This is a genomic window from Streptomyces sp. NPDC050743 (assembly GCF_044456925.1).
In the GTDB taxonomy this organism is placed as follows: domain Bacteria; phylum Actinomycetota; class Actinomycetes; order Streptomycetales; family Streptomycetaceae; genus Streptomyces.
This window is the reverse complement of record NZ_JBITGJ010000066.1, coordinates 20,361-45,730: the sequence shown is the minus strand read 5'-3', so window position 1 is coordinate 45,730 and position 25,370 is coordinate 20,361. Positions and strand designations below refer to the sequence as shown.

The 25,370-nt window shown below is 68.5% G+C and carries 19 protein-coding genes; 7 read left to right on the top strand and 12 right to left on the bottom strand.

The window, feature by feature from the left end; genetic code table 11:
• Positions 1-133: 133 nt before the first annotated feature.
• The 3 genes from ACIBJF_RS38450 to thyX form a co-directional block, all read right to left on the bottom strand.
• Positions 134-1,819 (bottom strand): ribonuclease J, encoded by a 1,686-nt coding sequence (locus ACIBJF_RS38450; protein WP_399181001.1) that lies wholly within the window; start codon positions 1,817-1,819, stop codon positions 134-136.
• 155 nt (positions 1,820-1,974) lie between these two features.
• Complete coding sequence (gene dapA, locus ACIBJF_RS38445; protein ID WP_351807061.1) at positions 1,975-2,874, bottom strand: 4-hydroxy-tetrahydrodipicolinate synthase; 900 nt, start codon at positions 2,872-2,874, stop codon at positions 1,975-1,977.
• Between the two features lie 221 nt (positions 2,875-3,095).
• Entirely contained in the window at positions 3,096-3,845 is a 750-nt protein-coding gene (thyX, locus tag ACIBJF_RS38440; protein WP_399180999.1) for an FAD-dependent thymidylate synthase, read from the bottom strand.
• 169 nt (positions 3,846-4,014) lie between these two features.
• Between thyX and ACIBJF_RS38435 the strand changes: the two genes are divergently transcribed.
• Together ACIBJF_RS38435 and ACIBJF_RS38430 are read left to right on the top strand one after the other, a co-directional pair.
• Complete coding sequence (locus ACIBJF_RS38435; RefSeq protein WP_399180998.1) at positions 4,015-4,251, top strand: hypothetical protein; 237 nt, start codon at positions 4,015-4,017, stop codon at positions 4,249-4,251.
• 87 nt (positions 4,252-4,338) lie between these two features.
• Positions 4,339-4,899: a hypothetical protein gene (locus ACIBJF_RS38430; protein ID WP_399180996.1), complete on the top strand. Its 561-nt coding sequence runs from the start codon at positions 4,339-4,341 to the stop codon at positions 4,897-4,899.
• A gap of 116 nt (positions 4,900-5,015) precedes the next feature.
• Here ACIBJF_RS38430 and ACIBJF_RS38425 read toward each other — a convergent pair whose 3' ends face one another.
• From ACIBJF_RS38425 to ACIBJF_RS38400, 6 genes are all read right to left on the bottom strand, one after another.
• On the bottom strand, positions 5,016-5,468 hold the full coding sequence (locus ACIBJF_RS38425; protein WP_399180995.1) for a hypothetical protein: 453 nt from the start codon (positions 5,466-5,468) through the stop codon (positions 5,016-5,018).
• 13 nt (positions 5,469-5,481) lie between these two features.
• A complete protein-coding gene (gene dapB, locus ACIBJF_RS38420; protein ID WP_399180993.1) occupies positions 5,482-6,234 on the bottom strand; it encodes a 4-hydroxy-tetrahydrodipicolinate reductase in 753 nt (250 codons plus the stop codon).
• Between the two features lie 33 nt (positions 6,235-6,267).
• Complete coding sequence (locus ACIBJF_RS38415) at positions 6,268-7,647, bottom strand: M16 family metallopeptidase (RefSeq protein ID WP_399180991.1); 1,380 nt, start codon at positions 7,645-7,647, stop codon at positions 6,268-6,270.
• On the bottom strand, positions 7,644-9,863 hold the full coding sequence (locus ACIBJF_RS38410) for a polyribonucleotide nucleotidyltransferase (protein ID WP_399180990.1): 2,220 nt from the start codon (positions 9,861-9,863) through the stop codon (positions 7,644-7,646). The genes ACIBJF_RS38415 and ACIBJF_RS38410 overlap by 4 nt, the downstream gene beginning before the upstream one ends.
• A 343-nt stretch (positions 9,864-10,206) precedes the next feature.
• Positions 10,207-10,494 carry a 30S ribosomal protein S15 gene (rpsO, locus tag ACIBJF_RS38405; RefSeq protein ID WP_053664877.1) on the bottom strand — a complete coding sequence of 96 codons (288 nt, stop codon included), beginning with the start codon at positions 10,492-10,494 and terminating at the stop codon, positions 10,207-10,209.
• A 182-nt stretch (positions 10,495-10,676) separates the two neighbouring features.
• Positions 10,677-10,895, bottom strand: coding sequence for a hypothetical protein (locus tag ACIBJF_RS38400; RefSeq protein ID WP_399180988.1), 219 nt, complete (start codon positions 10,893-10,895; stop codon positions 10,677-10,679).
• Positions 10,896-11,102: 207 nt separating this feature from the next.
• Here ACIBJF_RS38400 and ACIBJF_RS38395 point away from each other — a divergent pair, with 207 nt between their 5' ends.
• Positions 11,103-11,429, top strand: a complete 327-nt coding sequence (locus ACIBJF_RS38395; RefSeq protein WP_399180986.1) for a DUF397 domain-containing protein — start codon at positions 11,103-11,105, stop codon at positions 11,427-11,429.
• Positions 11,430-11,503: 74 nt separating this feature from the next.
• Here ACIBJF_RS38395 and eccD read toward each other — a convergent pair whose 3' ends face one another.
• Entirely contained in the window at positions 11,504-13,012 is a 1,509-nt protein-coding gene (gene eccD, locus ACIBJF_RS38390; RefSeq protein WP_399181007.1) for a type VII secretion integral membrane protein EccD, read from the bottom strand.
• A gap of 336 nt (positions 13,013-13,348) precedes the next feature.
• On the opposite strand from eccD, the gene eccCa reads away from it, so the two are divergent.
• The 4 genes from eccCa to ACIBJF_RS38370 all read left to right on the top strand — a co-directional run bounded on the left by eccCa (position 13,349) and on the right by ACIBJF_RS38370 (position 21,013).
• On the top strand, positions 13,349-17,314 hold the full coding sequence (eccCa, locus tag ACIBJF_RS38385; RefSeq protein WP_399180984.1) for a type VII secretion protein EccCa: 3,966 nt from the start codon (positions 13,349-13,351) through the stop codon (positions 17,312-17,314).
• Positions 17,315-17,564: 250 nt separating this feature from the next.
• On the top strand, positions 17,565-18,026 hold the full coding sequence (locus ACIBJF_RS38380; protein ID WP_356306087.1) for a hypothetical protein: 462 nt from the start codon (positions 17,565-17,567) through the stop codon (positions 18,024-18,026).
• A gap of 4 nt (positions 18,027-18,030) precedes the next feature.
• On the top strand, positions 18,031-20,313 hold the full coding sequence (locus tag ACIBJF_RS38375) for a hypothetical protein (protein ID WP_399180982.1): 2,283 nt from the start codon (positions 18,031-18,033) through the stop codon (positions 20,311-20,313).
• A 67-nt stretch (positions 20,314-20,380) separates the two neighbouring features.
• The gene (locus ACIBJF_RS38370; RefSeq protein ID WP_399180980.1) at positions 20,381-21,013 is read left to right on the top strand and encodes a hypothetical protein; all 633 of its coding nucleotides are present in this window, start codon (positions 20,381-20,383) and stop codon (positions 21,011-21,013) included.
• Between the two features lie 93 nt (positions 21,014-21,106).
• Here the strand turns inward: ACIBJF_RS38370 and ACIBJF_RS38365 are convergent, their stop codons facing one another.
• Complete coding sequence (locus ACIBJF_RS38365) at positions 21,107-23,218, bottom strand: protein kinase (protein WP_399180979.1); 2,112 nt, start codon at positions 23,216-23,218, stop codon at positions 21,107-21,109.
• 105 nt (positions 23,219-23,323) lie between these two features.
• Positions 23,324-25,195, bottom strand: coding sequence for a PQQ-binding-like beta-propeller repeat protein (locus ACIBJF_RS38360; protein ID WP_399180978.1), 1,872 nt, complete (start codon positions 25,193-25,195; stop codon positions 23,324-23,326).
• Positions 25,196-25,370: the final 175 nt, after the last annotated feature.

Genomic DNA, 25,370 nt, shown 5'->3' with positions numbered 1-25,370 from the left:
CCGCGCGCGGGGCGGGGCCCGGGGGGGGTTGGGGGGGGGGGGGGGGGGGGGGCGGGCCCCCCCGCGCGGGGGGGGGGGGGGGCCCGCCGCCCCCCCCCCCCCCCCCCCGCTCGGGTGATGCTCCGACGGTCCGTCAGACCTCCACGACCACAGGGAGGATCATCGGCCTGCGGCGATACGTGTCCGAGACCCACTTGCCGAGGGTGCGCCGAATGAGCTGCTGGAGCTGGTGCGGCTCCACCACACCGTCCTGTGCGGACCGCTCCAGCGCTTCCGTGATCCTCGGGATCACGTCGCCGAAGGCCGAGTCCTCGATGCCGGAGCCGCGCGCCTGGACGTGCGGACCGCCGGTGATCTTGCCGGTGGACGAGTCCACGACCACGAAGACCGAGATGATGCCCTCGTCGCCGAGGATCTTGCGGTCCTTGAGGGCCGGCTCGCCGACATCGCCGACGGAGAGGCCGTCGACGTAGACGTAACCCGCCTGGACCTTGCCGGAGATCTTGGCCTTGCCCTCGACCAGGTCGACCACGACGCCGTCCTCGGCGATGACGATCCGGTCGTGCGGGACCCCCGTCAGCGCGCCCAGTTCGGCGTTGGCGCGCAGGTGGCGCCACTCGCCGTGGACCGGCATGAGGTTCTTCGGGCGGCAGATGTTGTAGAAGTACAGCAGCTCGCCCGCCGACGCGTGGCCGGAAACATGCACCTTGGCGTTGCCCTTGTGGACGACGTTGGCGCCCCAGCGGGTCAGACCGTTGATCACCCGGTAGACGGCGTTCTCGTTTCCGGGGATCAGCGAGGACGCCAGGATGACCGTGTCGCCGTCGACGATCCTGATCTGGTGATCCCGGTTCGCCATCCTCGACAGTGCCGCCATCGGTTCGCCCTGGGAGCCCGTGCAGACCAGGACCACCTCGTGGTCGGGGAGGTCGTCCAGCGTCTTCACGTCCACGACCAGCCCCGGGGGCACCTTCAGATACCCCAGATCCCTCGCGATGCCCATGTTGCGGACCATCGAGCGGCCGACGAAGGCGACCCGGCGGCCGTACTCGTGGGCCGCGTCCAGGATCTGCTGGATGCGGTGGACGTGGCTGGCGAAGCTCGCCACGATGATCCGCTTGCGGGCGCCGGCGAAGACCTGGCGCAGCACGTTGGAGATGTCGCGCTCGTGCGGGGTGAAGCCCGGGACCTCGGCGTTCGTGGAGTCGGTGAGCAGGAGGTCGATGCCCTCCTCGCTCAGCCGGGCGAAGGCGTGCAGGTCGGTGAGCCGGTTGTCCAGCGGGAGCTGGTCCATCTTGAAGTCGCCGGTGTGCACCGCCATGCCCGCGGGGGTGCGGATGGCGACGGCCAGGGCGTCCGGGATGGAGTGGTTGACGGCGATGAACTCGCAGTCGAAGGGGCCGACGCGCTCGCGCTGCCCCTCGGCCACCTCGAGGGTGTACGGGCGGATCCGGTGCTCCTGGAGCTTGGCCTCGATCAGGGCGAGGGTCAGCTTGGAGCCGATCAGCGGGATGTCCGGCTTCTCGCGGAGCAGGAACGGGACACCGCCGATGTGGTCCTCGTGGCCGTGCGTGAGGACGATGCCCTCGACGTCGTCGAGGCGGTCCCGGATGGACGAGAAGTCCGGCAGGATCAGGTCGATTCCGGGCTGCTCCTCCTCGGGGAAGAGCACTCCGCAGTCGACGATCAGCAGGCGGCCGCCGTATTCGAAGACCGTCATGTTTCGGCCGATCTCGCCGAGACCGCCGAGCGGGGTGACCCGCAGACCTCCCTCGGGGAGGGGCGGGGGCGGGCCGAGTTCGGGATGCGGATGACTCAAAAGACTCTCCTCACCACACGCGCCACGTACCGGTCGGGCACGTGGCGCGTGAGACGTTCGTGCAGAAGCAGTTGTCGTTGTGGGGTGCGGGCACCGGTGGCCCGTCTCTTCTGTTGTTCTTCAGTTGTGAAGCCCGTGTGGTGCCAAGTCTGTTGTCAGAGCTGTACCCCGCCGGCGGCAAGATCGATCTTGAGCTGGGCGATCTCCTCGGGCGAGCACTCGACCATGGGCGAGCGCAGCGGGCCTGCGGGCAGTCCCTGGAGGGCAAGCGCGGCCTTGGTGGTCATGACGCCCTGGGTGCGGAACATGCCGGTGTAGACCGGGAGCAGCTTCTGGTGGATCTCGGTGGCCTTGACGACGTCGCCGGAGACGTACGCGTCGACGAGGGCGCGCAGGTCGGGGGTGACGACGTGGCCGACGACCGAGACGAAGCCGACCGCGCCGACGGAGAGCAGCGGGAGGTTCAGCATGTCGTCGCCGGAGTACCAGGCGAGGCCGGACTCGGCGATGGCCCAGCTGGCGCGGCCGAGGTCGCCCTTGGCGTCCTTGTTGGCGACGATCCGGGGGTGCTCGGCGAGCCGGACGAGGGTCTCGGTGTTGATCGGGACGCCGCTGCGGCCGGGGATGTCGTAGAGCATGACCGGCAGGCCGGTGGCGTCGGCGACGGCCGTGAAGTGCCGGTACAGGCCCTCCTGCGGGGGCTTGTTGTAGTACGGCGTGACGACCAGCAGGCCGTGTGCGCCGTCGCGCTCGGCCTGGCGGGCCAGCTCGACGCTGTGGTGGGTGTCGTTGGTTCCGACGCCGGCGACGACGTGGGCGCGGTCGCCGACGGCCTCCAGTACGGCTCGTACGAGGTCCGATTTCTCCGCATCGCTGGTGGTGGGGGACTCGCCGGTGGTCCCGTTGATGATCAGGCCGTCGTTGCCTGCGTCCACCAGATGGGCGGCGAGCCGCTGCGCGCCGTCGAGGTCGAGTGCGCCGTCCGCCGTGAAGGGCGTGACCATGGCGGTGAGGACCCGCCCGAAGGGGGTCTGCGGAGTCGAGGTCGGAGCCATGGGTAACACGCTACTCGGTGCTCCCTGTGCGGTCTGCCCTCGGGGGGTCGGGAAAGTCAGGACAAATGCGGAGCCCGGCACTGCCTGCTCGGGGGTTCAAGCAGTGCCGGGTCCGTTTGATCAGGCTAGATGAACTTCTCTAAATGCCGCAATACGGACACTTCGCCAGGCTGATCCGTACATCCGTTCCGGGCGGGGGAACAGGGCTTCGTAGGCCTTTCTTACGGGGCCACGCGCCCGTTCGCGTTGAAGGCGGCGTACGTCAGCGGCATGAGCTTCGCCCACTCCGCCTCCATCTTCTCGCCGACCATCTCAATCTCCCGTTGCGGGAAAGAGGGCACCTTGGCCAGTTCGTGCTGGGTGCGCAGGCCGAGGAAGTGCATCAGGGAGCGGGCGTTGCAGGTGGCGTACATCGAGGAGTAGAGGCCGACGGGGAGGGCCGCGCGGGCGACCTCGCGGGCGACGCCCTCGGCGAGCATCTTCTGGTAGGCCGCGTACGCCTGCTCGTACGACTCCCGCAGGGTGCTGGAGACCGCCTCGTGCTGGGCCGGGGTGCCCTCGACGAAGACGTACTTGCCGGGGCGGCCCTCCTGGACCAGCTTGCGGTCGGTGCCGGGGACGTAGAAGACCGGCTCGAGCTCCCGGTAGCGGCCGGACTCCTCGTTGTAGGACCAGCCGACGCGGTGCCGCATGAACTCGCGGAAGACGAAGATCGGGGCACTGACGAAGAACGTCATCGAGTTGTGCTCGAACGGGCTGCCGTGCCGGTCCCGCATCAGGAAGTTGATCAGTCCCTTGGAGCGCTCGGGGTCCTTCTTCAGCTCGTCCAGGGACTGCTCGCCGGCGGTGGAGACCCGCGCGGCGAAGAGGACGTCGGCGTCCGAAGCGCTGGACTTCACCAGCTCGACGGTGACGTCACTGCGGAACGTGAGCGACTCGGGGGTGGTCACGGAGGTTGGGGTCCTTCCCATCACAGCTGCGGTTCGCGCCCACCTTACGGGGCACCCGCCCGGCCCACGGCAGTACCCGGCCTCGAAAATCCCACCAAGGATTTTTTCCGACATGGGCACCTTTTGTGTCACTCGATCGTCTGTATCGGTGAGAATCACTCGTTCGGTCCCGAAAGGAGACGTACCCACGATGTTCCGTCGGCGTGAGCCCGTGCCCTTCGCCTTCCTGGACGAGGCGGACAGGTTCCGGAGCAATGTCACTCCCCCGCCCCGTCCTCGGGCGTCCTTCGGGGAGATAGCCGGGCGCTGGCTGCTGGGCCTGACCCTCGTCGCAGGGCTGGTGGGAGCCCTGATCCTCGGCATGCCGGCGATGTCCACCCCGTCCAGTACGCCGACGCAGCAGTCCCAGGCCTCTCAGGGGCACTGACCCTTCCGGCCACCCAAGGGTGGTGAGCGGGAACAGCGGCGGATAGCCTCACGTCACAGCCACGCACGCATCGAGTGAGGACCAGCCGTGCCCCTGTCCTTTCTGACGGCCGACCGCACCTTCGAGGCCGCTTCCGAGAGCGCGTTGCCCTACGACGACCGGGAGCGCTGGCGGCGCCCGTACCGTCCCGGTCCCTGGCGTGTGGCTGTGGCGGCGCTGGTGCTGCTGCTCGCCTCCTTCGTGCTGTTCTCGGCGGTGGCCATAGCCCTGACCCGCTCGGTGTCCTCCGCAGGGGCGATCCTGACAGCCGGGCTCGTGGTCATAGCCGGCGCGCTGCGGCTGCTGCGCATGGGCGTGTGGGTGAGCGGGCGCGGGCTGCGCCACGTCGGCTTCCTGGTGACGCGTACGGTGCCGTGGGCGCGGGTGATCTCGGTGCGGACGGTGCAGCAGCCGGTGCGCTGGCTGGGGCTGCCGCGGGCGGTGCAGGGGCAGGCGCTGGAGCTCGTACGCAAGGACCGGCCGGCCGCGGACACGCCGCCGCTGCTGACCACGCACACGCTGGACTTCCTGGGCCGCCCGGCCGCCTTCGACCGCGCGGCGGACACGGTGGAGGCCTGGGCGGCGGAGTACGGCCGCAGGCGCGGCTGAACGGCAGGGTGGCCGGGTGCTGGTGCCGGCCGGCCGTGGGGTTGGACCGCTTACCGGCGTCGGCAGGGTGCCGCCTGCGCGGAGAAAGTTCGGCGCCTGAGCGCCGCCGGCCGGCGTCAGGCCCCGGCCGGCTTGCCGTCGTGCAGGGCGATGGCCCTTTGCATCGCCTTGCGGGCGCGGGGCGTGTCGCGGGCGTCGTGGTAGGCGACGGCGAGGCGGAACCAGCAGCGCCAGTCGTCGGGGGTCGCCTCGGTCTCGGCCTTGCGCTTGGCGAAGACCTCGTCGGCCGAGTCCCGGTCGATCCGGCCGCTGGGCAGGCGCTTCAGCTCGTCCACGGGCAGTCCGCCCTCGGCGTCGAGTTCGGCGGCGAGAGCGTTGGCCCTGCGGACGAACTGGGTGTTCTTCCACAGAAACCACAGGCCGATGACCGGCAGGATCAGGACCGCGACCCCGAAGGTCACGGTCACGACCGTGCCGGACTGGATGAGCATGACGCCGCGGCTGCCGACCAGGACGAAGTAGAAGACCAGGACGGCGGCCGTGACGAGGTAGGAGATCTTCGCGCGCATCGGGGAGTCTGTCTCAGCTCAGGTCCAGGAAGTGCTCCAGGCCGAAGGTCAGGCCCGGAGTGGTCACCACGCGGCGGGCGCCGAGCAGGATGCCCGGCATGAAGCTGCTGTGGTGCAGGGAGTCGTGGCGGATGGTCAGGGTCTCCCCCTCGCCGCCGAGCAGCACCTCCTGGTGGGCCAGGAGGCCGCGCAGACGGACGGCGTGGACCGGGATCCCGTCGACGCTGGCGCCCCGCGCGCCGTCGAGGGCCGTCACCGTGGCGTCCGGGGCGGGGGCCGTACCGGCAGCCCTGCGGGCCTCCGCGATGAGCTGGGCCGTGCGCGTGGCCGTACCGCTCGGAGCGTCCACCTTCTTCGGGTGGTGCAGCTCGACGACCTCGACCGACTCGAAGTACGGCGCGGCGATCTGCGCGAACTTCATCGTCAGGACGGCGCCGATGGAGAAGTTCGGCGCGATGAGCACACCGGTCTCCGGGGACTCGGCCAGCCAGCCCTTCAGTCGCTCGAGGCGCTCCTCGGTCCAGCCGGTCGTACCGACGACCGCGTGGATGCCGTGGCGCACGCAGAAGTCGAGGTTGTCCATGACGGAGTCGGGGGTGGTCAGCTCCACGGCGACCTGGGCGCCGCTCTCCGCCAGCGTCTGGAGCTTGTCGCCCCGGCCGAGGGCGGCGACCAGCTCCATGTCCTCGGCGGCCTCGACCGCCTTGACCGCCTCGGACCCGATCCGGCCCCTGGCACCGAGGACCGCCACGCGCAGCTTGCTCATCTCTTGCTTCCTTAGGGAGTGACCGGGAGGTGACTAGGCGACGGCGTCGTGCAGCCGCGCGGCCTGCTTGTCCTTCAGCGGGCCGATGACCGACAGCGACGGGCGCTGTCCCAGGATGTCGCGGGCGACCGAGCGGACCTCGTCCGGGGTGACCGCCGCTATCCGGTCCAGCATGTCGTCGACGGACATCTGCTCGCCCCAGCACAGCTCGCTCTTGCCGATGCGGTTCATCAGCGCGCCGGTGTCCTCCAGGCCGAGGACGGTGGAGCCCTGGAGCTGGCCGATGGCGCGGGCGATCTCGTCGTCGGTGAGGCCGTTGACGGCGACATGGTCGAGTTCGTCGCGGCAGATCTTCAGCACGTCGTGCACCTGGCTCGGCCGACAGCCGGCGTACACGCCGAACAGGCCGCAGTCGGCGAAACCGGAGGTGTACGAGTACACGCTGTAGGCCAGGCCCCGCTTCTCCCGGACCTCCTGGAAGAGGCGGGAGGACATGCCGCCGCCGAGGGCGGTGTTGAGGACGCCCATGGCCCAGCGGCGGTCGTCGGTGCGGGCGAGGCCCGGCATGCCGAGGACGACGTGCGCCTGCTCGGTCTTGCGGCCGAGCAGCTCGACCTTGCCGAAGGTGCGGATCGCACGGCTGCCGTCGCGCGGGCCGATGGGCTGCGCGTCGAGGCCGTTGAAGGCGCCCGCCTTCTCGAAGGCCGCGCGGACCTGTCGTACGACCTTGGCGTGGTCGATGTTGCCGGCGCAGGCGACCACCAGGTGGGTGGGGTCGTAGTGCTTCTTGTAGAAGCGGCGGATGCGGTCGGCGGTGAGGGCGTTGACCGTGTCGACCGTGCCGAGCACGGGGCGGCCGAGGGCGTTGTTGCCGAACATGGTGTGCGCGAACAGGTCGTGCACACAGTCGCCCGGGTCGTCCTCGGTCATGGCGATCTCTTCGAGGATCGCGCCGCGCTCGACGTCGACGTCCTCCTCGAGGATCAGCGAGCCGGTCAGCATGTCGCAGACGACGTCGATGGCGAGCGGCAGGTCGGTGTCGAGCACGCGCGCGTAGTAGCACGTGTACTCCTTCGCCGTGAAGGCGTTCATCTCGCCGCCGACGGCGTCGATGGCGGAGGAGATGTCCAGCGCGCTGCGCTTGTCCGTGCCCTTGAAGAGCAGGTGCTCCAGGTAGTGCGTGGCGCCGTTCAGGGCCGGGGTCTCGTCGCGGGAGCCGACGTGCGCCCAGATGCCGAAGGTCGCGGAGCGGACCGAGGGCAGGGTCTCGGTGACGATGCGCAGGCCCCCGGGGAGGGTGGTCTTGCGGACCGTGCCGATGCCGCCTGTGCCCTTGATGAGGGTTTGGGTACGGGCGACGGCCCGCGCCTCCGAAGAGGGGCGGGCCGTCACCTTGGAGCTACGCGACGTCACTGCTCGGCGTCGTCCTTGTCCGAGTCGTTGCCTTCCTCGCCCTCGATCACCGGAATGAGGGAGAGCTTGCCGCGGGAGTCGATCTCGGCGATCTCGACCTGGACCTTCTGGCCCACGCCGAGGACGTCCTCGACGTTCTCCACGCGCTTGCCGCCGGCGAGCTTGCGGATCTGCGAGATGTGCAGCAGACCGTCCTTGCCGGGCAGCAGGGAGACGAACGCACCGAAGGTGGTCGTCTTGACGACCGTACCGAGGTAGCGCTCGCCGACCTCGGGCATCGTCGGGTTGGCGATGCCGTTGATCGTTGCGCGGGCGGCCTCGGCGGAGGGGCCGTCGGCGGCACCGATGTAGATCGTGCCATCGTCCTCGATGGTGATCTCGGCGCCGGTGTCCTCCTGGATCTGGTTGATCATCTTGCCCTTGGGGCCGATGACCTCGCCGATCTTGTCGACCGGGATCTTGACGGTGATGATCCGCGGGGCGTGCGGGCTCATCTCGTCGGGCCGGTCGATGGCCTCCATCATCACGTCGAGGATGTGCAGGCGGGCGTCGCGGGCCTGCTTGAGGGCCGCGGCCAGGACGGAGGCGGGGATGCCGTCCAGCTTGGTGTCGAGCTGGAGGGCGGTCACGAACTCCTTGGTGCCGGCGACCTTGAAGTCCATGTCGCCGAAGGCGTCCTCGGCACCGAGGATGTCGGTGAGGGTGACGTAGTGCGTCTCGCCGTCGATCTCCTGGGAGATCAGACCCATGGCGATACCGGCGACCGGGGCCTTCAGCGGCACACCGGCGTTCAGCAGCGACATGGTGGAGGCGCAGACCGAGCCCATGGACGTCGAGCCGTTGGAGCCGAGGGCCTCGGACACCTGACGGATCGCGTACGGGAACTCCTCGCGCGTCGGCAGCACCGGCACGAGCGCGCGCTCGGCGAGGGCGCCGTGGCCGATCTCGCGGCGCTTCGGGGAGCCGACGCGGCCGGTCTCACCGGTGGAGTACGGCGGGAAGTTGTAGTTGTGCATGTAGCGCTTGCGGGTCACCGGGGAGAGGGTGTCCAGCTGCTGCTCCATGCGGAGCATGTTGAGGGTGGTGACGCCCAGGATCTGGGTCTCGCCACGCTCGAACAGCGCGGAACCGTGCACCCGCGGGATGGCCTCGACCTCGGCGGCGAGGGTACGGATGTCCGTCACCCCACGGCCGTCGATGCGCTTCTTCTCCTTGATCACGCGCTCACGGACCAGGCTCTTGGTCAGCGAGCGGTACGCGGCGGAGATCTCCTTCTCGCGGCCCTCGAACTCCGGCAGGAGCTTCTCGGCGGCCAGACCCTTGACGCGGTCCAGCTCGGCCTCGCGCTCCTGCTTGCCGGCGATGGTGAGCGCCTGGGCGAGCTCGGGCTTGACCGCTGCGGTCAGGGCCTCCAGGACGTCGTCCTGGTAGTCCAGGAAGATGGGGAACTCGCCGGTCGGCTTGGCGGCCTTGGCGGCGAGGTCGGACTGGGCGCGGCACAGGACCTTGATGAAGGGCTTGGCGGCCTCCAGACCGGCGGCGACGACCTCCTCGGTCGGCGCCTCGGCGCCACCCTCGACCAGCTTGATGGTCCTGTCGGTGGCCTCGGCCTCGACCATCATGATCGCGACGTCGCCGTCCTCCAGGACGCGGCCGGCGACCACCATGTCGAAGACGGCGTCCTCGAGTTCGGTGTGCGTCGGGAAGGCGACCCACTGGCCGCGGATCAGCGCGACGCGGACGCCGCCGATCGGGCCGGAGAAGGGCAGACCGGCCAGCTGCGTGGACGCGGACGCGGCGTTGATCGCCACGACGTCGTACAGGTGGTCGGGGTTGAGCGCCATGACCGTGCAGACGACCTGGATCTCGTTGCGCAGGCCCTTCTTGAAGGACGGGCGCAGCGGGCGGTCGATCAGGCGGCAGGTGAGGATGGCGTCCTCGGACGGCCGGCCCTCACGGCGGAAGAAGGAACCGGGGATCTTCCCGGCCGCGTACATGCGCTCCTCGACGTCGACCGTGAGCGGGAAGAAGTCGAGCTGGTCCTTGGGGTTCTTGGAGGCGGTGGTGGCCGACAGCACCATGGTGTCGTCGTCCAGGTACGCCACGGCGGAACCGGCGGCCTGCTTGGCCAGGCGGCCCGTCTCGAAGCGGATCGTACGGGTGCCGAAGGCGCCGTTGTCGATGACGGCCTCGGCGTAGTGGGTCTCGTTCTCCACTAGCGTTTTCTCCGTTACATATCGTCTTTCGTCCCTTGGCTGCCCGTGTGGCAGGGGGACGGCGGTGGAGAAGCGCGCCGTGCGGTGCGGGCCGGTCTTCGATCGAAGCACCCGGGGCTCGCTTCCCCCCGGGGGCCACTACCGAGGACCGGCGGCGGCTAGGTGCGCTTCTCCTCGTTCTGTGTTGTACGTCGTTCTGTGTCGTACGTATTGCGTTGTGCTACCACACTACAAAGCGTGAGTGACACTCCGCACGTTTCCGCACGTGCGAGCAAGGATTCCGCACGTACGACGAAGGGAGCGGTCCCCGGGTGCTTCCGGGAACCGCTCCCTTCACGGCGTCTTACTTGGCGCCCGCCGCACCACGGCGGATGCCGAGGCGGTCGACCAGCGTACGGAAGCGCTGGATGTCCTTCTTCGCCAGGTACTGGAGAAGGCGGCGGCGCTGACCGACCAGGATCAGCAGGCCACGACGGGAGTGGTGGTCGTGCTTGTGGGTCTTGAGGTGCTCCGTCAGGTCGGAGATCCGACGGGAGAGCAGGGCGACCTGGACCTCGGGGGAGCCGGTGTCGCCCTCCTTGGTACCGAACTCGCCGATGATCTGCTTCTTCGTAGCGGCGTCGAGCGACACGCGTACTCCTCATAGTCTGTTGAGTGCCACCGAGTGCCCCCGGTCTACGTCTCGGGAGAGCTTCCGTTACTCGGGAGGCGGGGATCCGCTGGGCGCGGCCACCAGAGCCTTTTCACAGAGCTCCGGAGGTGCGTACACAAACGGCCGTCACTCAGGGTACCAGCACGGTTCGGCCGTCCGTGTCACCGGTCGCGCTGGGCGTTCCAGACCAGGAGGGCCACGATCACGAGGATCAGGGCGATGACCGTCAGCCACACGAAACCGCTGCCGCCGGATCCGTGGCTCCCGTAGTGGTGGTAGCTGCCGTGATAGCCGCTGTGGTAGCCGCCGCCCCGGCCGCGCCCAAGGGCGAGGACGTCGGTCGACGGGAGGAACACTGGGGCAGTGCCAGGCATGCTCATGCCCGGGAATTTACGTGGGCATGGCATGCCATGGGTGCGCCCGTTGCCCGCCTGTGACGAAACCTCCGCTCTCCGGGCACAAGCGGCCGCCCGTCCGGCCGGCCCCTCCTCCGGGCGTTGACCAGGCGATTTCACCGTACGCGTGCGTGGCCTCCCAGTAGGGTGACAACGCAATGCTGTCCGTATGCCGAAGGGGGCCGCTTCACCATGGCCGAGACACAGGGCACGAGCACCGGGACACCGGCGCCGGAATCGCAGGAAGACGTCGAGGCACGCAAGGAGCGGGAACGGGACGAGCTGTACGCCCTCGACATCTCCGGCGCGGAGTGGCACTGCGCGCCCGGCACGGAGGAGCACGAGGAGCGCGTCGAGATCGCGTACCTGCCCGGCGGGGCGGTGGCGATGCGCTCCTCCCTCGACCACGACACCGTGCTGCGCTACACCGAGGCGGAGTGGCGGGCGTTCGTCCTGGGGGCGCGGGACGGGGAGTTCGATCTGGAGCCTTCGGAGCGGAACGGGGGGCTCGGAGGGTAGCGAGCGGAACGTGAGAAAGGGGCGGCACGCATGTGTGCCGCCCCTTTCTCCGTGGCTTTCCCCGGCGCCGGTCCTCAGCTGGTCATCGCCCGTGCACGCGCGTACACGTCGAACACGGCCAGCGCCAGCGGAATCAGCGTGAGCAGGACGAAACTCTCGGCGATCTCCAGGAAGCGGCCCCAGAAGGGGGTGACACCGCGGCGCGGAGTGATCAGACCGATCGCGGTGACCAGGGCGGCGGCCGCGCCGACCGCCGCGGCGAGCCAGAGGCTGCGGATGTCGAGCGACGAGGTGTCGCCCCGGAAGGCGTCGATCAGGTAGCCCCGGGGCGGGTTCAGGGCGAGCCCGAGGCCGAGGAAGACGAGGGCGGCGAGGCCGGCCGCCAGGGTGGCACCGACCTGCGCGGTGTAGCGAAACAGGTGCGCCCGCATCAGCATCGCCACGCCGGTCGCGAGGGCCAGGAGCTGGGCCCAGACGTTGCTGGAGAAACCGAGGACGATCGACGCGCCCACGGCGACGAGGGCACAGCCCCCGACGAGGCCGACGAGGAGTTCGTGGCCGCGCCGGGCCTGGGCGGCCACCCGCTCGGCGTCCACGGGCTCCTGCGGGGCGGGCTCGCCGGTGTCGTAACCGCCGCGGGAGGGGTTGGGCGGTTCGAAGCCGATGGGCAGCCGCGCGAAGCGCATGGACAGGCCCGGCAGGAAGGCCAGCGCCACGACGGACAGCGGGGCGCAGATGGCGGCCGTCTCGATGGGCTTCAGATCGGTGAGGGTCGCGATGAAGGTGGTGACCAGACCGATGGCGGAGGCGAAGAGGAACGCCACGAAGGGTCCGTCACCGCCGGGCGAGACCAGGGTGAGTACCAGGGAGGCGACCAGGACCGCCGTGCAGGCGAGCAGGAACTGGAGCCGTCCGATGCCCTCGTGATCGGCGAGCGGCAGCAGTCCCGAACCGGCCACGCCGATGTTGGGCAGGGCGCCGAGCCCCAGCGCGACCGCGGAGCCCCGGTCGTCGTACACACGCGCGCGTACGCAGGCGAGGGTGACCAGCAGGATGCCGGTGACGCCCGCGATGATGCCCTGCAGGCTGTGCATGTCGTGGTGGACCTGGGAACTCCAGGCCACGAAGGCGAGCAGCGCGGGCAGGATGCCGCCGGCGACGAGACCGGCGGCGCGGGTGAGGTCGCCGCTCCACAGGGTGCGGTCGCGGGTGACGGCGGAGGCCACCGCCTCGGAGACGTCGTCGAGGACGGCGGGCGGCAGCGACTCGGCGAACGGGCGCAGGGTGAGCAGCTCGCCGTCGAGGATGCGTTGCGCCGTGAAGGACCGGGCGCCGTCGAGGACGGTGCCGTCGCGCCGTACGAGGTGATAGCCGACCGGAGCGCCCTCGGCGGGGCTCTGCTGGGACAGGCGCAGTATCTCCGGGTACAGGTCGGCAACTGGTACGTCGTCGGGCAGCGCCACGTCGATGCGGCTGTCGGGCGCCACGATGGTGACCCGGCAGAAGCCGAATCCCATGCCCGCCCCGGAAGGGGCTCCGGTGCCGTGTCCGCCGGGCGCGCCGGCCGGCGCGGAGGCCGTCATGCTCACCTGCTGTTCCCCCTCGTCGGTGGTGGGGCGGTCCGCGGTGCCGCCGCGCACCTTCCGCCCGTAAAAATCCTGTGTAGGTTGTGCGGCGCCGCACGCTCCACCGGTGAACCGAGCGGTCTCATCCGGGGTTTGCGGGGAGGCGCCTCCTTCGAACCGTTGCGGATTGCCCGAGTTTTCCCAGAACGATTCGCAACTGCTCACGCGTCTCACCGGCACCCTACCGCCAGCCGTTGTCAGTGGTTGTCAGTAGGATCGCGCTTCGCGATCGACGTTCGCCTGACACGGGGCGGCGGACGAAAAATCTCGGTCCGGCAAGGGAATTGGTGCGTAGTGAGCCACATCGTCGTCAAGCGCCCACCGCGGGCACTGCCGAAGGAAGTGCCCACGGACGAGGTCCTGCTGCAGGCTCCGCCGGAACTCCCGCGCGGCCAGCAGGAAAGCGCTTGGATGCAGCTCCTGCCCATGCTCGGCATGGGTGGATCGGTGGTGTTCTTCTTCAATCCCCAGGCCCAGCCCTTCATGAAGATCATGGGCCTGTTGATGGTGGCCTCGACGGTCGCCATGGGCATCTCGATGCTGGTCCGCTACCGGCGCGGCAACCAGGGGCAGATGGCCGACATGCGCCGTGACTACCTGCGTTACCTGTCGCAGACCCGGCGGTCCGCCCTGGACACCGCGCAGGCCCAGCGCGACGCGCAGTACTACCTGCATCCTTCGCCGGAGCAACTGTGGGCGCTGGTCGCCGAGGGCAGCCGGGTGTGGGAACGGCGCACCGGGGACGAGGACTTCGGGCAGGTGCGCGTGGGTCTCGGTCCGCAGTCCCTGGCCACTCCCCTGATCCCGCCGCAGACCGGCCCGGTGGACGAGCTGGAGCCGCTCACCGCGGGCGCCATGCAGCGCTTCCTGGCCACGCACAGCACCCTCGAAGAGCTGCCGATGGCAGTCTCGTTGCGCGCCTTCTACCACGTGACGATCAGCGGCGAACCCGGCACCGTGCGCGGCGCCGCCCGTGCCGTCACCGCCTCCCTCGCCTCGCTGCACTCCCCCGAGGACCTGGTCATCGCCGTCGTCTCGGAGCGCCAGTCGGCACCCGAGTGGGAGTGGGCCAAGTGGCTGCCGCACGTGCAGGCCCCGGGCCTCGCCGACGGCGCCGGCAGCATCCGTCTGATCACCACCGACCCGGTGGAGCTGGAGGACCGGCTCGCCGCCCGTCTCCAGGGCCGCCCGCGCTTCCACCCCGGTGGCCCCCCGGTCCCCGAGCAGCCGCACGTGGTGGTCGTGCTCGACGGCGTCTCCCTGCCCCCGAACTCCCTGCTGGCCAGCCCCGAGGGCATGCAGGGTGTGACGGTCCTGGAGATCGTGCCGGGCGATCTCACCATCGGCCGGGGCGACCTGTCCGTCATCGTGCAGCCCAAGGAGCTGCGCCTGGAGTCCGCGCACGGCATGGTCTACGAAGGGACGCCCGACGTCCTGTCGTACGAGGCCGCCGAAGCCCTCGCCCGTCAACTGGCGCCGCTGCGGGTGGCGTCGGGCGGGGACGACGACGAACCCCTGCTCGCGAACCTGGAGTTCACCGACCTGCTGAACCTGGGCGACGCTGCCTCGGTCGACCCGAAGCGGACCTGGCGGCCGCGCTCGCAGTCGGAGCGGCTGCGGGTGCCGATCGGTGTCGGTGAGGACGGCCGGCCCGTCATGCTCGACCTCAAGGAGGCCGCGCAGGAGGGCATGGGCCCGCACGGCCTGTGCGTCGGCGCGACCGGCTCCGGCAAGTCGGAGCTGCTGCGCACGCTGGTCCTCGGCCTCGCGGTGACCCACTCCTCCGAGACGCTGAACTTCGTCCTCGCCGACTTCAAGGGTGGTGCCACGTTCGCGGGCATGGCCCAGCTGCCGCACGTGGCGGCCGTGATCACCAACCTGGCCGACGACCTGACCCTCGTCGACCGCATGGGCGACTCGATCCGCGGTGAGCTGAACCGCCGCCAGGAGCTGCTGCGCGACGCGGGCAACTACGCCAACATCCACGACTACGAGAAGGCCCGCGCGGCCGGCGCCCCCCTGCAGCCGATCCCGTCCCTCGTCCTCGTGATCGACGAGTTCAGCGAGCTGCTGACCGCGAAGCCTGACTTCATCGAGATGTTCGTGCAGATCGGCCGTATCGGCCGTTCGCTGGGCGTGCATCTGCTGCTGGCCTCGCAGCGCCTGGAGGAGGGCCGCCTGCGCGGCCTGGAGACCTATCTGTCGTACCGCATCGGTCTGCGCACGTTCTCGGCGGCCGAGTCCCGCGCCGCGATCGGTGTCCCGGACGCCTACGAGCTGCCGAACGTCCCGGGTTCCGGCTTCCTGAAGTTCGGCACCGACGAAATGCTGCGGTTCAAGGCGGCGTACGTCTCCGGCGTGTACCGCACGAGCTCGCAGCAGGCCGCGGCGTTCGGCGGCCCGCTGCCCGTCGACCGCAGGCCGGTCCTCTTCACCGCGGCCGAGGTGCCGGTGCAGTACGCGCCGGTTCCGAAGCAGCGTCAGGAGTCGGTGGACGAGCGGCAGGACGACGCGCTCGCCGACACCGTCCTCGATGTGATCGTGCGGCGCCTGGAGGCGCAGGGTCCGGCCGCCCACCAGGTGTGGCTGCCCCCGCTGGACAGCCCGCCGTCGCTCGACGCTCTGCTGCCCGGCCTCGCCCCGGTGCCCGGCCGTGGCATGACCCAGCCGGGCTACGAGGGCGCCGGCCGGCTCGTCGTCCCCGTCGGCCTCATCGACAAGCCCTACGAGCAGCGGCGCGACCCCCTGTGGCTCGACTTCGGCGGCGCGGCCGGCCATATGCAGATCATCGGCGGCCCGCAGTCCGGCAAGTCGACACTGCTGCGCTCGATCATCGCGTCGTTCGCCCTCACCCACACCCCTTATGAGGTGCAGTTCTACGGCCTGGACTTCGGTGGTGGCGGTATGGCGGCGGTGGCCGGCCTGCCCCACGTGGGCGGCGTGGCCTCACGCCTCGACCCGGAGAAGGTCCGGCGTACGGCGGCCGAGGTGTACGGCGTCATGACCCGGCGTGAGGAGTACTTCCGGTCCGCGGGCATCTCCTCCATCGCCGAGTTCCGCACCCGTCGGGCGCGCGGCGACATCTCGGTGACCGACCAGCCCTGGGGTGACGTCTTCCTCGTCATCGACGGCTGGGGCAACTTCCGCACGGACTACGAGGCCCTGGAGCCGCTGGTCCTGGACATGGCCCAGCGCGGGCTCGGCTACGGCATCCACGTGATCATCACCGGGTCGCGTTCGATGGAGGTCCGGGCGAACCTCAAGGACCACCTGATGAACCGCCTCGAGCTGCGGCTCGGTGACCCGATGGACTCGGAGATCGACCGCAAGATCGCGGCCAACGTGCCCACCGGGGTGCCTGGCCGCGGCCAGACCCCGCAGAAGCAGCACTTCATGGCGGCGGTCCCGCGTATCGACGGTCTCTCCTCCGACACGGACCTGGCGGAGGCCACGACCGCGCTGGCGGCCGAGGTCACCCGGCACTGGCAGGAGCCCGGCGCGCCCGAGGTACGCCTGCTGCCGCGCGAGTTCCCGGCGACCCAGCTGCCGCCGGGCGACCGGTTCCCCACCCGGGGCATCTCCTTCGCCCTCGACGAGGACAACCTCGAGCCGGTGTTCGTGGACTTCGAACAGGACCCGTTCTTCCTGGTGTTCGGCGAGAGCGAGTCCGGCAAGTCGAACCTGCTGAAGCTGCTGATCAAGCGCCTCACCGAGCGCTACGACGGCAACGACTGCAAGCTGTTCGTCGTCGACAACCGGCGCTCGCTGCTCGGCGTGACCCCGGACTCGCACCTGGCCGAGTACATCCCCATGTCGAACCAGATGCAGCACCACATGGACGCGCTGGCCGACCTGATGCAGCGCCGTACGCCGACGGCCGACGTGACCCCGGAGCAGCTGCGCAACCGCAGCTGGTGGCGGGGGCCCACGGTGTACGTCGTCATCGACGACTACGACCTCGTGTCCACATCGAGCGGCAATCCCCTGGCGGGCCTGACGGAACTCCTCCCCTTCGCCCGCGACGTCGGCGTCCGCTTCATCATCGCCCGCTCCACGGCGGGCGCCGGCCGCGCCGGCTACGAGTCCTTCATGCAGCGCATCAAGGAACTCGGCGCCCAGGGCGTGGTCCTCGCGGGCGACCCGGCCGAGGGCGAACTGCTGGGCGGAGTACGGCCGCGGGCGATGCCAGCGGGGCGGGGCATCTTCGTCTCGCGGAAGCGGGGGAAGCCTATGGTGCAGGTGGGGTTGGCGGAGTCCTAGCGGACAGTCGTCCTTTCGAGCAATACGGCCCTCGGCCGACCCGGATGCCGCCGACCGTGAAGGTCCGCGGCATCCGGCCGTTGTGCGCAGGACTGGCTGGCGTGGAGGCCCTGTGCGTATCCGGCAGCGCCGCTGTCTCCGATCCGGCGTCCTGCTATTTTTACCGGCGCTAGACGATCCAGAGGGATGTGCCAGACGGTCCATATGGACATCGATGACCGAGCGGGCACTGCGCGGGGGATGATCATTCATGGCATGGGACGAGTGGGAACAGCTCAAGGCGGACGCGCAGGCGCGTCGGCAGGGTGGGGCGACACACATGCGGCTCAACCAGCTGGCTCCCGACAGCGGAGGCGGCGGCGGAAGCACCCGTGGTGACCTCACCGTTCAGCAGAAGGACCTCGCCGCGATCGGTTCCGCGGCGCACGAGCTGTTCAATGACTTCAGCCACTACAGCGATGGCGCCCGCCTCTCCTCCATGAAGGCGGCCGGAGGACTCAAGAGCCAGGGATTCGCCATAGGTGGCGCCCTCGATCACGTCGCCGAGCACTGGGTCGACCAGGTGCAGACTCTGCTCGACGCCTGCGCCCACATCTCCAATCACCTGCGGTACACCAAGAACCAGCATGCCGCCGACGAGTCCTACATCGCCGGCACGCTGAGCAGCATCTCCCAGCTGGACCACGGCTTCGACGAGCGGAAGGGCAGCTGACGCAGTGGATCTGGATGTGTTGCGCCATGGAAATTTCTCACAGCTCGGTGAGGCCATCACCGACTGGGAGAAGATGACCAAGGATCTCGCGACCCTGAAAGAGGACGCCCGCAGGAAACTCAAGGGCGCGGCTGACAAAGCCAGTTGGGCTGGAGTCAATGCCCAGGTGAGCCGCGAGTTCATCGACAAAACGGCACAGGAGTTCGCAGACGCCCATACCCAGGCGGACTCCATCACGAAGATCCTCAAGGACACCCGCGGCGAACTCATCGGCTACCGCGACGAACTGAACGACACCCTCGAGCGCGTCCCGTACAAGTACTGCACGGTCATCGACACGGGTCACGGCACGTTCACTGTCACCGGGAATCCCCGTCCCGACTGGGCCTCCGATCCGAGCGGCGAGACAAGCGCGGTCAGCCAGAAAGACGTCGACGATCTCCGCAACGAGATCCAGCGCATCCTCAACAAGGCGACCGAAAGTGACAACACCGCAGCAAAGGCGCTCAAACTTCTCGTCGACCAGGCCAAGTACGGGTTTTCCAGCGCCCACTACGAGAACCGCGACGAAGCTGCCGAGGCAGTCGCGGACGCCGACCGGATGGCCAAAATCCTCGCGAAGAACCCGCATGACGTGACCACCACAGAGCTCGCGTCGCTCAACTCCACCTTGGCCAAGTACAAGAACGATCCCCTCTTCGCGGAGGAGTTCGCCACGCAGGTAGGCCCCAAGAAGGTGCTCACCTTCTGGGCCGGCATCGCCGATCCCTACCAGGGCACGTACGACCCCGACCGCGCCAAGCAGGCCAAGCAGCTTCAGAAGAACCTCGGGACCACGATCGGTCTGGCCACGCTCTCCGACAGCGACAAGATGGAGAGCTGGGAGAAGCAGATGATCAAACTGGGTCCTGATCAACTCGGCATCGACGACGCCAGCAATCCGACCGGTTACGCCGTCATGAGTAACCTCATGCGTTTCGGTGACTACGACGACCAGTTCCTCAACGACTATGGCGACAAGCTCCTGGCGTATGACAAGAAGGTCAACGGCGAGGGCATCAACCTCTGGGTCAACAACGCCAACCAGGGCGACCTGAATTACTGGGGCTACAAGAACGACCGCGGCCGCGATCCCGTGACCGGCTTCCTGGAAGCGCTCGGGCACAATCCGGACGCCTCCACGCAGTTCTTCGCACAACCCGACGGCACCGGTGACACCGTCAACAAGGACTCCGAGGTCAACGACCATCTGAAGTTCCTGACCAAGGAACGCGTCTGGGTGTCTGACACCACTCTTGACGGCAAGCATGACTACATCGCCGGACGAGACTCGCTGGGGCGCGCGCTCGAAGCAGCCACCACCGGGTACTCGGCCGACGCCAGCGCGAAAGACGTTGTAGCGGGCGATCGACGCACCGCAGCCACGGCGGGAGTAATGGAGCAGGTCGTCTACCTCTACGGAGGTCAGGACGGGCCGAAGATGCTGCACGACCAGCCCGAACTCGCCGACAGCCTGGGCAAGATGGGCGGTGCGTACATCGATGACATCGATTACGAACTCTCTGGAATCGGTGACCACGGCAAGGACGGAGCCGAGTTCCCTGCTCGGTACGCGGGGCGCGCACGCTTCGGGAACCAGGGAGCCATCGATTTCCTGAGCGTTCTCGGACAGGACGAGAACTCGCACAAGGTTGTGACGACCGCCCAGCACTTCTACACCTTGAGCATGCTGGATGCGCACCCGCCGACCAGTGATGCGAATATGGACCACGCGCGGGACATCATGACGGTGGGTGCGGAATCCCGCGGCATCCTGGACAACTCTCGTGTACAGCAAGCAGAAACGACGTACGGCGAGAATTCCGAAGAGGCCAACAAGGCACTGGGCCGGTCGGCCGACTGGAAGAAACTGATGGTCGGAGCAGTCGTCGCGGGCGGTGTGGCAGCCGTCCCCCTCCCCGGCTCAACGGCCGCCGCTCTCTTCATCGCCCCACTCGCGGCGGACACGGTCACCGATGCGGCCAACACGCTACTCGGCCAGGAAATCGACAAAGCCACGGACGATGCGGAATCCGATCCACTTGTCCCGTCTCAGATGACCAGCCGAGAGTTCTACGGCCAAGGAGTGGACGACCTTGGTTCGACCTATGACTCGTACTTCAAGGACCACCCGCAGGCAAGAAACAAGGCAGACGAACAGCAATGGGTCCAAGAAGTAAAGAGCAGCTATCTGGGTACCGGCTCACATGAAAACGACTATCGAGGCCGGCCGCCGTACAAGGATTGATCAGGGATGGAAGATGCAACCTCTGTCAGTACACGGTAGGCGCAGCACGGCCCTTTTTATCGCAGCTGTGACGCTGCTCGTCGGCGGTTGCGGAGACAACTCCCAAAAGGGCGACAAGGAGGAGTCCGGTACGGGCGTCGCTGCGGGCACGATCTGCGATGGAACGCTCGACGCCGCAGCCGTGGAAGCGCTGCAGCGTCTGGCCGGCACGAGTCGGTTCGATGAAGGCACAGGAGCCAATGAGGCGGGTGAGCCGCGCAAATTTTCCTTGAGGAACGCGGTCGAGCACCTGCATGACGAGTACCGCAAGCGAAGCGCATGCTGGGTTTACAAGGCGGGTGACGACAGCGGGGAGCCACTCCTCGAGATCCGGTTCTCGGCATCAAACAGCCATCCCTCGGCCACTCAAAAGGAATCCAGCGGCCATCAGACCACATATCCCCTGGGCGTGTATGCCAACGCAGGACCCGATGGAGCGGATCTGTTCTTTCGATGCGCCACCAAAGCGCCATCCAAAGATTCGTACATCGGCGATACCAAATATGTAAAGGCGGAGCTGTATTCTGCTGCCACCAAGATGCGAGGCGAGAGTATCAACAAGGACCGAATGGTGATTCTCAATTCCATTTCTCGCAAATTGACTCAGGAAGCGGGATGCTCTTCCGAGGCCGACCTTCCGACCGAGGTGGCCTATCAGTAATATCTGTACACCTTTCAGCAGGAATAAGCCCTTCCGGCGGAGAAGAAGTCCTCGTCCATGAAGAGCGGCGGCTCCTCGGTGCGTCAACACCGCTCAGAACGCCGCAAGAGCGATGACCGAACTGTCGTGCAGAACGAAGACACGATTACCGGCGGCGGCTAGGCGGGCGTAGTCCGACTGGGGCAGCTGGTAGCTTCGTGCGCGCTCTCCGTCGGATACTCGCACGGAATTGACCAGCAGCGCGGGCCGGTTCGCACTGTTGTCGAATTCAAGCGCCCAGACGGCGTGGCCCTGCCGTACCACCGGGCTCGCGGAGTCCGCACAATCGAAGGCATTCCACAGCACCTTGCCATCCTTCTTGGACAGGTATCGGATGCCGTCCCCCGCGCTGGCATAGACCGCGTCCTCGTAGGCTGCGGGAGGGCCCCACTTGTCCCAGTCGGTCTCCCAGTCGCCGAGCCTGGTGCTCCAGATCTTCTCTCCGTCGCTCAGCCGGCGGGCGTCCAGGTACTTGCCGTTGATGTACACGGTGTCGTTGTAGACAGCGGGACGGACAGTGACTTCCTGGTGGTCGAGACGGGTCCACGCCGTGCGGCCGTTGCCGGTATGCACGACCAGTACGGTGCCGTCCACGGTCGACATGACAAGCATGCCCTGGCCGATCACGGCCGGGTTGAGCAACTTGCCGAGGAAATCGACAGGGACGGGCACCGTCCAGCGAACCTTGGCCTCGGAGCGGTTCACGCTGCGCAGCTTGTTGTCCTTCGTCACGAAGTACACCGCATCCTCGTCAGCCGCGAGGAGCGTGGCCGCCTCGGCCGCCGGGCACGTCCACTTGGGTTCACCGGTGGAGGGCACGAAGGTCCGCAGCACGCCCTTGCCGTCGGCCCCGATGACGAGCCGGTCGGAGAGGGAGAGGTAGCCGCTCTTCGTTCTGAGGTGAGGCGCGGTCCAGCGACGCTTCCCGTTCGTGATGTCGAAAGCCGCGACACCACCGGTCGCGACACCGAAGACGATGACGTCTCCGACCGGCAACAACGGCCGGGAGTAGGCATCTGCTTCGTTGGCCACTTCCCACAGATCCGTCGGCTGGACGTCATTGCTGAACGGTTCCTTGACACCCTTGATGTCCAGCTTCTGTGCAGGCATGCGCACAGCCGGAGGAATGTCGAAGGGGTCGCTCTTCCTCTTCGTCGACCCGGCCCGCGAGCCGATCCACCACGCCGCCGTACCGCCCCCGCCCGCCAGGACCACGCCTCCCGCGGCGAGCCCCGCGAGCAGACGCCTACGGGTGACGGACGGGGCCGTCTCCATCGTGACAGGCGTAGTCAGCCGACGTGCCCCGGCCTCCCGTTCCTTGATGCCGTCAGCGATCGGTCCACGCCGCCACACCCGGTCGGCCCCCTTGGGCGCTGCCATGGCCTGGATGATCTGGGCCGGAGCGGGACGCGCGGCGGGGTCCTTGGCCAGGCAGGGCAGGATCAGTGCCTGCAACGGCGGGGCGATCCCGTCGAGCCGAGGCTCGCCGTGTACCACTTCGTACTGCACGGCCGCGATATGCGAGCCCTCGTACGCCCGTCTGCCACTTGCCGCATAGGCCAGCACCGCGCCGAGCGAGAACACGTCAGCCGACGGAGCCACCCGCTGGCCGAGCACCTGCTCGGGAGCGCCATACCCCGGGGTGACGGGCACCTGCCCGGTCGTTGTGAGAGTCAGCCCGTGTTCGGGTCGGGCGATGCCGAAGTCGATGACTCGCGGACCGGACGAGGTCAGCACGATGTTGGGCGGCTTGAGGTCCCTGTGAATGAACCCGGCCGCATGGATGTCGGCGAGGGTCCGGGCGAGCGCGCTGGCCAGAGCACGCAGCGCCGGCCCGTCGAGAGGACCGTAGGTGTCGACCGCCTGGTCCAGAGTGAGCCCCGCGAGAAATTCGGTAGCGATCCAGGGCCGTCCGCCCTCGGTCCACGCGCCGAGCACGTTCGCGATGCCGCTGCTCCGCACCGCCTGCGCGGCCTGCGCCTCGCGCACGAACCGCTGGGCGAGGTTGGTGTCGTGGGTGAGCTCGGGCCTGAGCACCTTGACGGCGGCCAGGCTGCCAGCGCCGTCTTGGCCGACGTAGACCTTGCCCATGCCGCCTTCGCCGAGGACCCCGAGGACGCGATAGGGACCGAGGCGGAGTGGGTCGCCAGTACCAAGGGGTTTCATAGGGGGGTCCTTCTGCCCGGAGGTGATGAGTGGGGGCGGACGAGCGGCGAGGCCGTGGCCAGGCGTCGCTGAGCGCGATCCGCGGTTTCGCCGCTTCCGGTCATGTCACTTGAGGGGATAGGCGGTCAGGTCGGTGCTGCTCACGCCGAGAACCAACTTTGAGTCCGTGTCCGCACGGAACTGCTTTCCGCTCGTCTGGTAAGTCAGCGCAGTGGCGCGGTCCGACAGGCTGACCACATGCAGCAAGGCCGCGTTCTTGTAGTACGCGTACTCGGTTCCGAGGACGGGCTGCCAGGCGGTGGATGCCTCGTCCGCCGCTCCGCCCTTCTCGGTCCACAGCACTCGTCCGCTGGCCGCATCGAACGCCGTCAGCCCGGTCCCCGCACCCACCGCGTACAGCACGCCCGCCCTGAGCGCCGGTGGACTGTATGCACGGTCCGTCGTGGTCTGCCAGGCCACGGCCCCGTCGCTCAGCCGCAGCGCTCGCAGCCGTCTGCCACCGAGATACACATGATCGCCATCCGCGGCGATCCCGCCGCGGAGGATGTCCGGATCGTCGATGTCATACGGCCTGTCCCACACCACAGCTCCGGTCGAGGTGTCCCGTACGACGATGTGTACGGTCCACTCCTGCACCTCTTGGAGTGTCACCAGGCGGCGGCCAACGGCCCGGGCGGCGAGAAAGTGCAGCCTCTTGCTGTCGTCCGGCCGTGCAGGCAATGCCTTCGACCACAGCTGCTTGCCGGTCCGAAGGTCGGCGGCGCGGAGGGTGAAGGTCTGCCGGGCCATCATGTAGCCAGTTCCATCCTCCTTCCCGTTACCAACGACGACGTACGCGACGCGATCGGTGACGTAGAGGAGTTGATGTGTTGAGAGCTCGTCGTTGGTATCCGCGAGCCGGACCAGTGTCTTGGCCGTCTTGCCATTGTGCGGATCGACGGTCCGGAGGCTGACGGCGGACCCGAACCCGTCGTCGGTCACACTCCCCAGCGTGAGCCCGTAGAGGCGGCCACCTGCCACGATCATCTGCCAGCCGCTCTCTTGGCTGTACACCTGCCACTTGCTCGCGCCGCTCTTGGGACTCACGCCATGGGTATATCCGCCCATGGGAACCACGATCATCCCGCCGATCCCCTGGGGGACGACCATGCCGAAGACGTCCGTGAGCATCGGGGAGTCGAACTGGTACGACCACAGCGGATCGAGGTTCCGCGTCCGGCGGGCGCTGCCCTGGCCAGTCGTACCTTCACCGCCCCGCGCTGCGGCGCGCTCCTGCCACCACCACGCGCCTCCGCCCGCCACCGCACCGGCGGCAAGTACGCCGGCGAGAGCGAGGAACCCGCGGCGCGACGGGCGACCACCGGCCGTCGTGGTATCCACCGCAGCCTCCGGACCGATCGCCGGCGCGGGTAGCCGCTGTGGCACCAGCTGCCAGACGTCGGCAGCCCGCCGCCCGATGTCCGCGAGCATCTCGTTGGGCAGGTGGTCCGCGAACTCGCCTCTGCCGTCGTGGAGTTGCTCTGCGAGCTGCCCCGTGGTGGGACGGGCCCCCGGCTCCTTGACCAGACACTGGGCCAGCACCGGCACCAGCCCGGCCGGTACACCGCTGAGGTCCGGCTTCGCGTACCGCACCCGGTACAGCAGATCCGCTGCCTGCCCGTGCCCGAACGGGCCGCGCCCGGTGGCCGCGTACACCAGCACCCCGGCGAGCGCGAAGACATCGCCGGACGCGTCGTGCTCCTCCCCCGTCGCCTGTTCCGGGGACATGAAGGCCGGAGTGCCGACGGCGGCGCCGGCGCGGGTCAGGCGGTCGTCGCCGATCGCCCGCGCGATGCCGAAGTCGATGACCTTCGGCCCGTAGGCGGTCAGCAGGATGTTGGACGGCTTGAGGTCGCGGTGTACGACGTCCGACCGGTGCAGCTGGCCGAGTGCCGAGCACAGGGCGGCGCCGAGAGCGCGTACGGACTGCTCGGGCAACGGTCCCCCGGCCTCGACAGCCGCGTCGAGCCGGGGGGCCGAGCACGTACTCCGTGGCCAGCCAGGGCGTCTGAGCGAGCGGATCCGCGTCCATCACCCGCGCCCCGAACTGCTCGCCGATGACCCGGGCCGCGTCCACCTCCAGCCGGAACCGGGTGCGGGCCGCCGGATCGGT

What these genes read in the sequence shown, in the direction of transcription:
- ACIBJF_RS38400 (WP_399180988.1), bottom strand. Translation starts at nt 10,895, where the DNA reads ATGAGCATGCCTGGCACTGCCCCAGTGTTCCTCCCGTCGACCGACGTC.
- eccD (WP_399181007.1), bottom strand. Translation starts at nt 13,012, where the DNA reads ATGACGGCCTCCGCGCCGGCCGGCGCGCCCGGCGGACACGGCACCGGA.
- ACIBJF_RS38435 (WP_399180998.1), top strand. Translation starts at nt 4,015, where the DNA reads ATGTTCCGTCGGCGTGAGCCCGTGCCCTTCGCCTTCCTGGACGAGGCG.
- ACIBJF_RS38365 (WP_399180979.1), bottom strand. Translation starts at nt 23,218, where the DNA reads ATGAAACCCCTTGGTACTGGCGACCCACTCCGCCTCGGTCCCTATCGC.
- dapB (WP_399180993.1), bottom strand. Translation starts at nt 6,234, where the DNA reads ATGAGCAAGCTGCGCGTGGCGGTCCTCGGTGCCAGGGGCCGGATCGGG.
- ACIBJF_RS38425 (WP_399180995.1), bottom strand. Translation starts at nt 5,468, where the DNA reads ATGCGCGCGAAGATCTCCTACCTCGTCACGGCCGCCGTCCTGGTCTTC.
- ACIBJF_RS38395 (WP_399180986.1), top strand. Translation starts at nt 11,103, where the DNA reads ATGGCCGAGACACAGGGCACGAGCACCGGGACACCGGCGCCGGAATCG.
- ACIBJF_RS38380 (WP_356306087.1), top strand. Translation starts at nt 17,565, where the DNA reads ATGGCATGGGACGAGTGGGAACAGCTCAAGGCGGACGCGCAGGCGCGT.
- thyX (WP_399180999.1), bottom strand. Translation starts at nt 3,845, where the DNA reads ATGGGAAGGACCCCAACCTCCGTGACCACCCCCGAGTCGCTCACGTTC.
- dapA (WP_351807061.1), bottom strand. Translation starts at nt 2,874, where the DNA reads ATGGCTCCGACCTCGACTCCGCAGACCCCCTTCGGGCGGGTCCTCACC.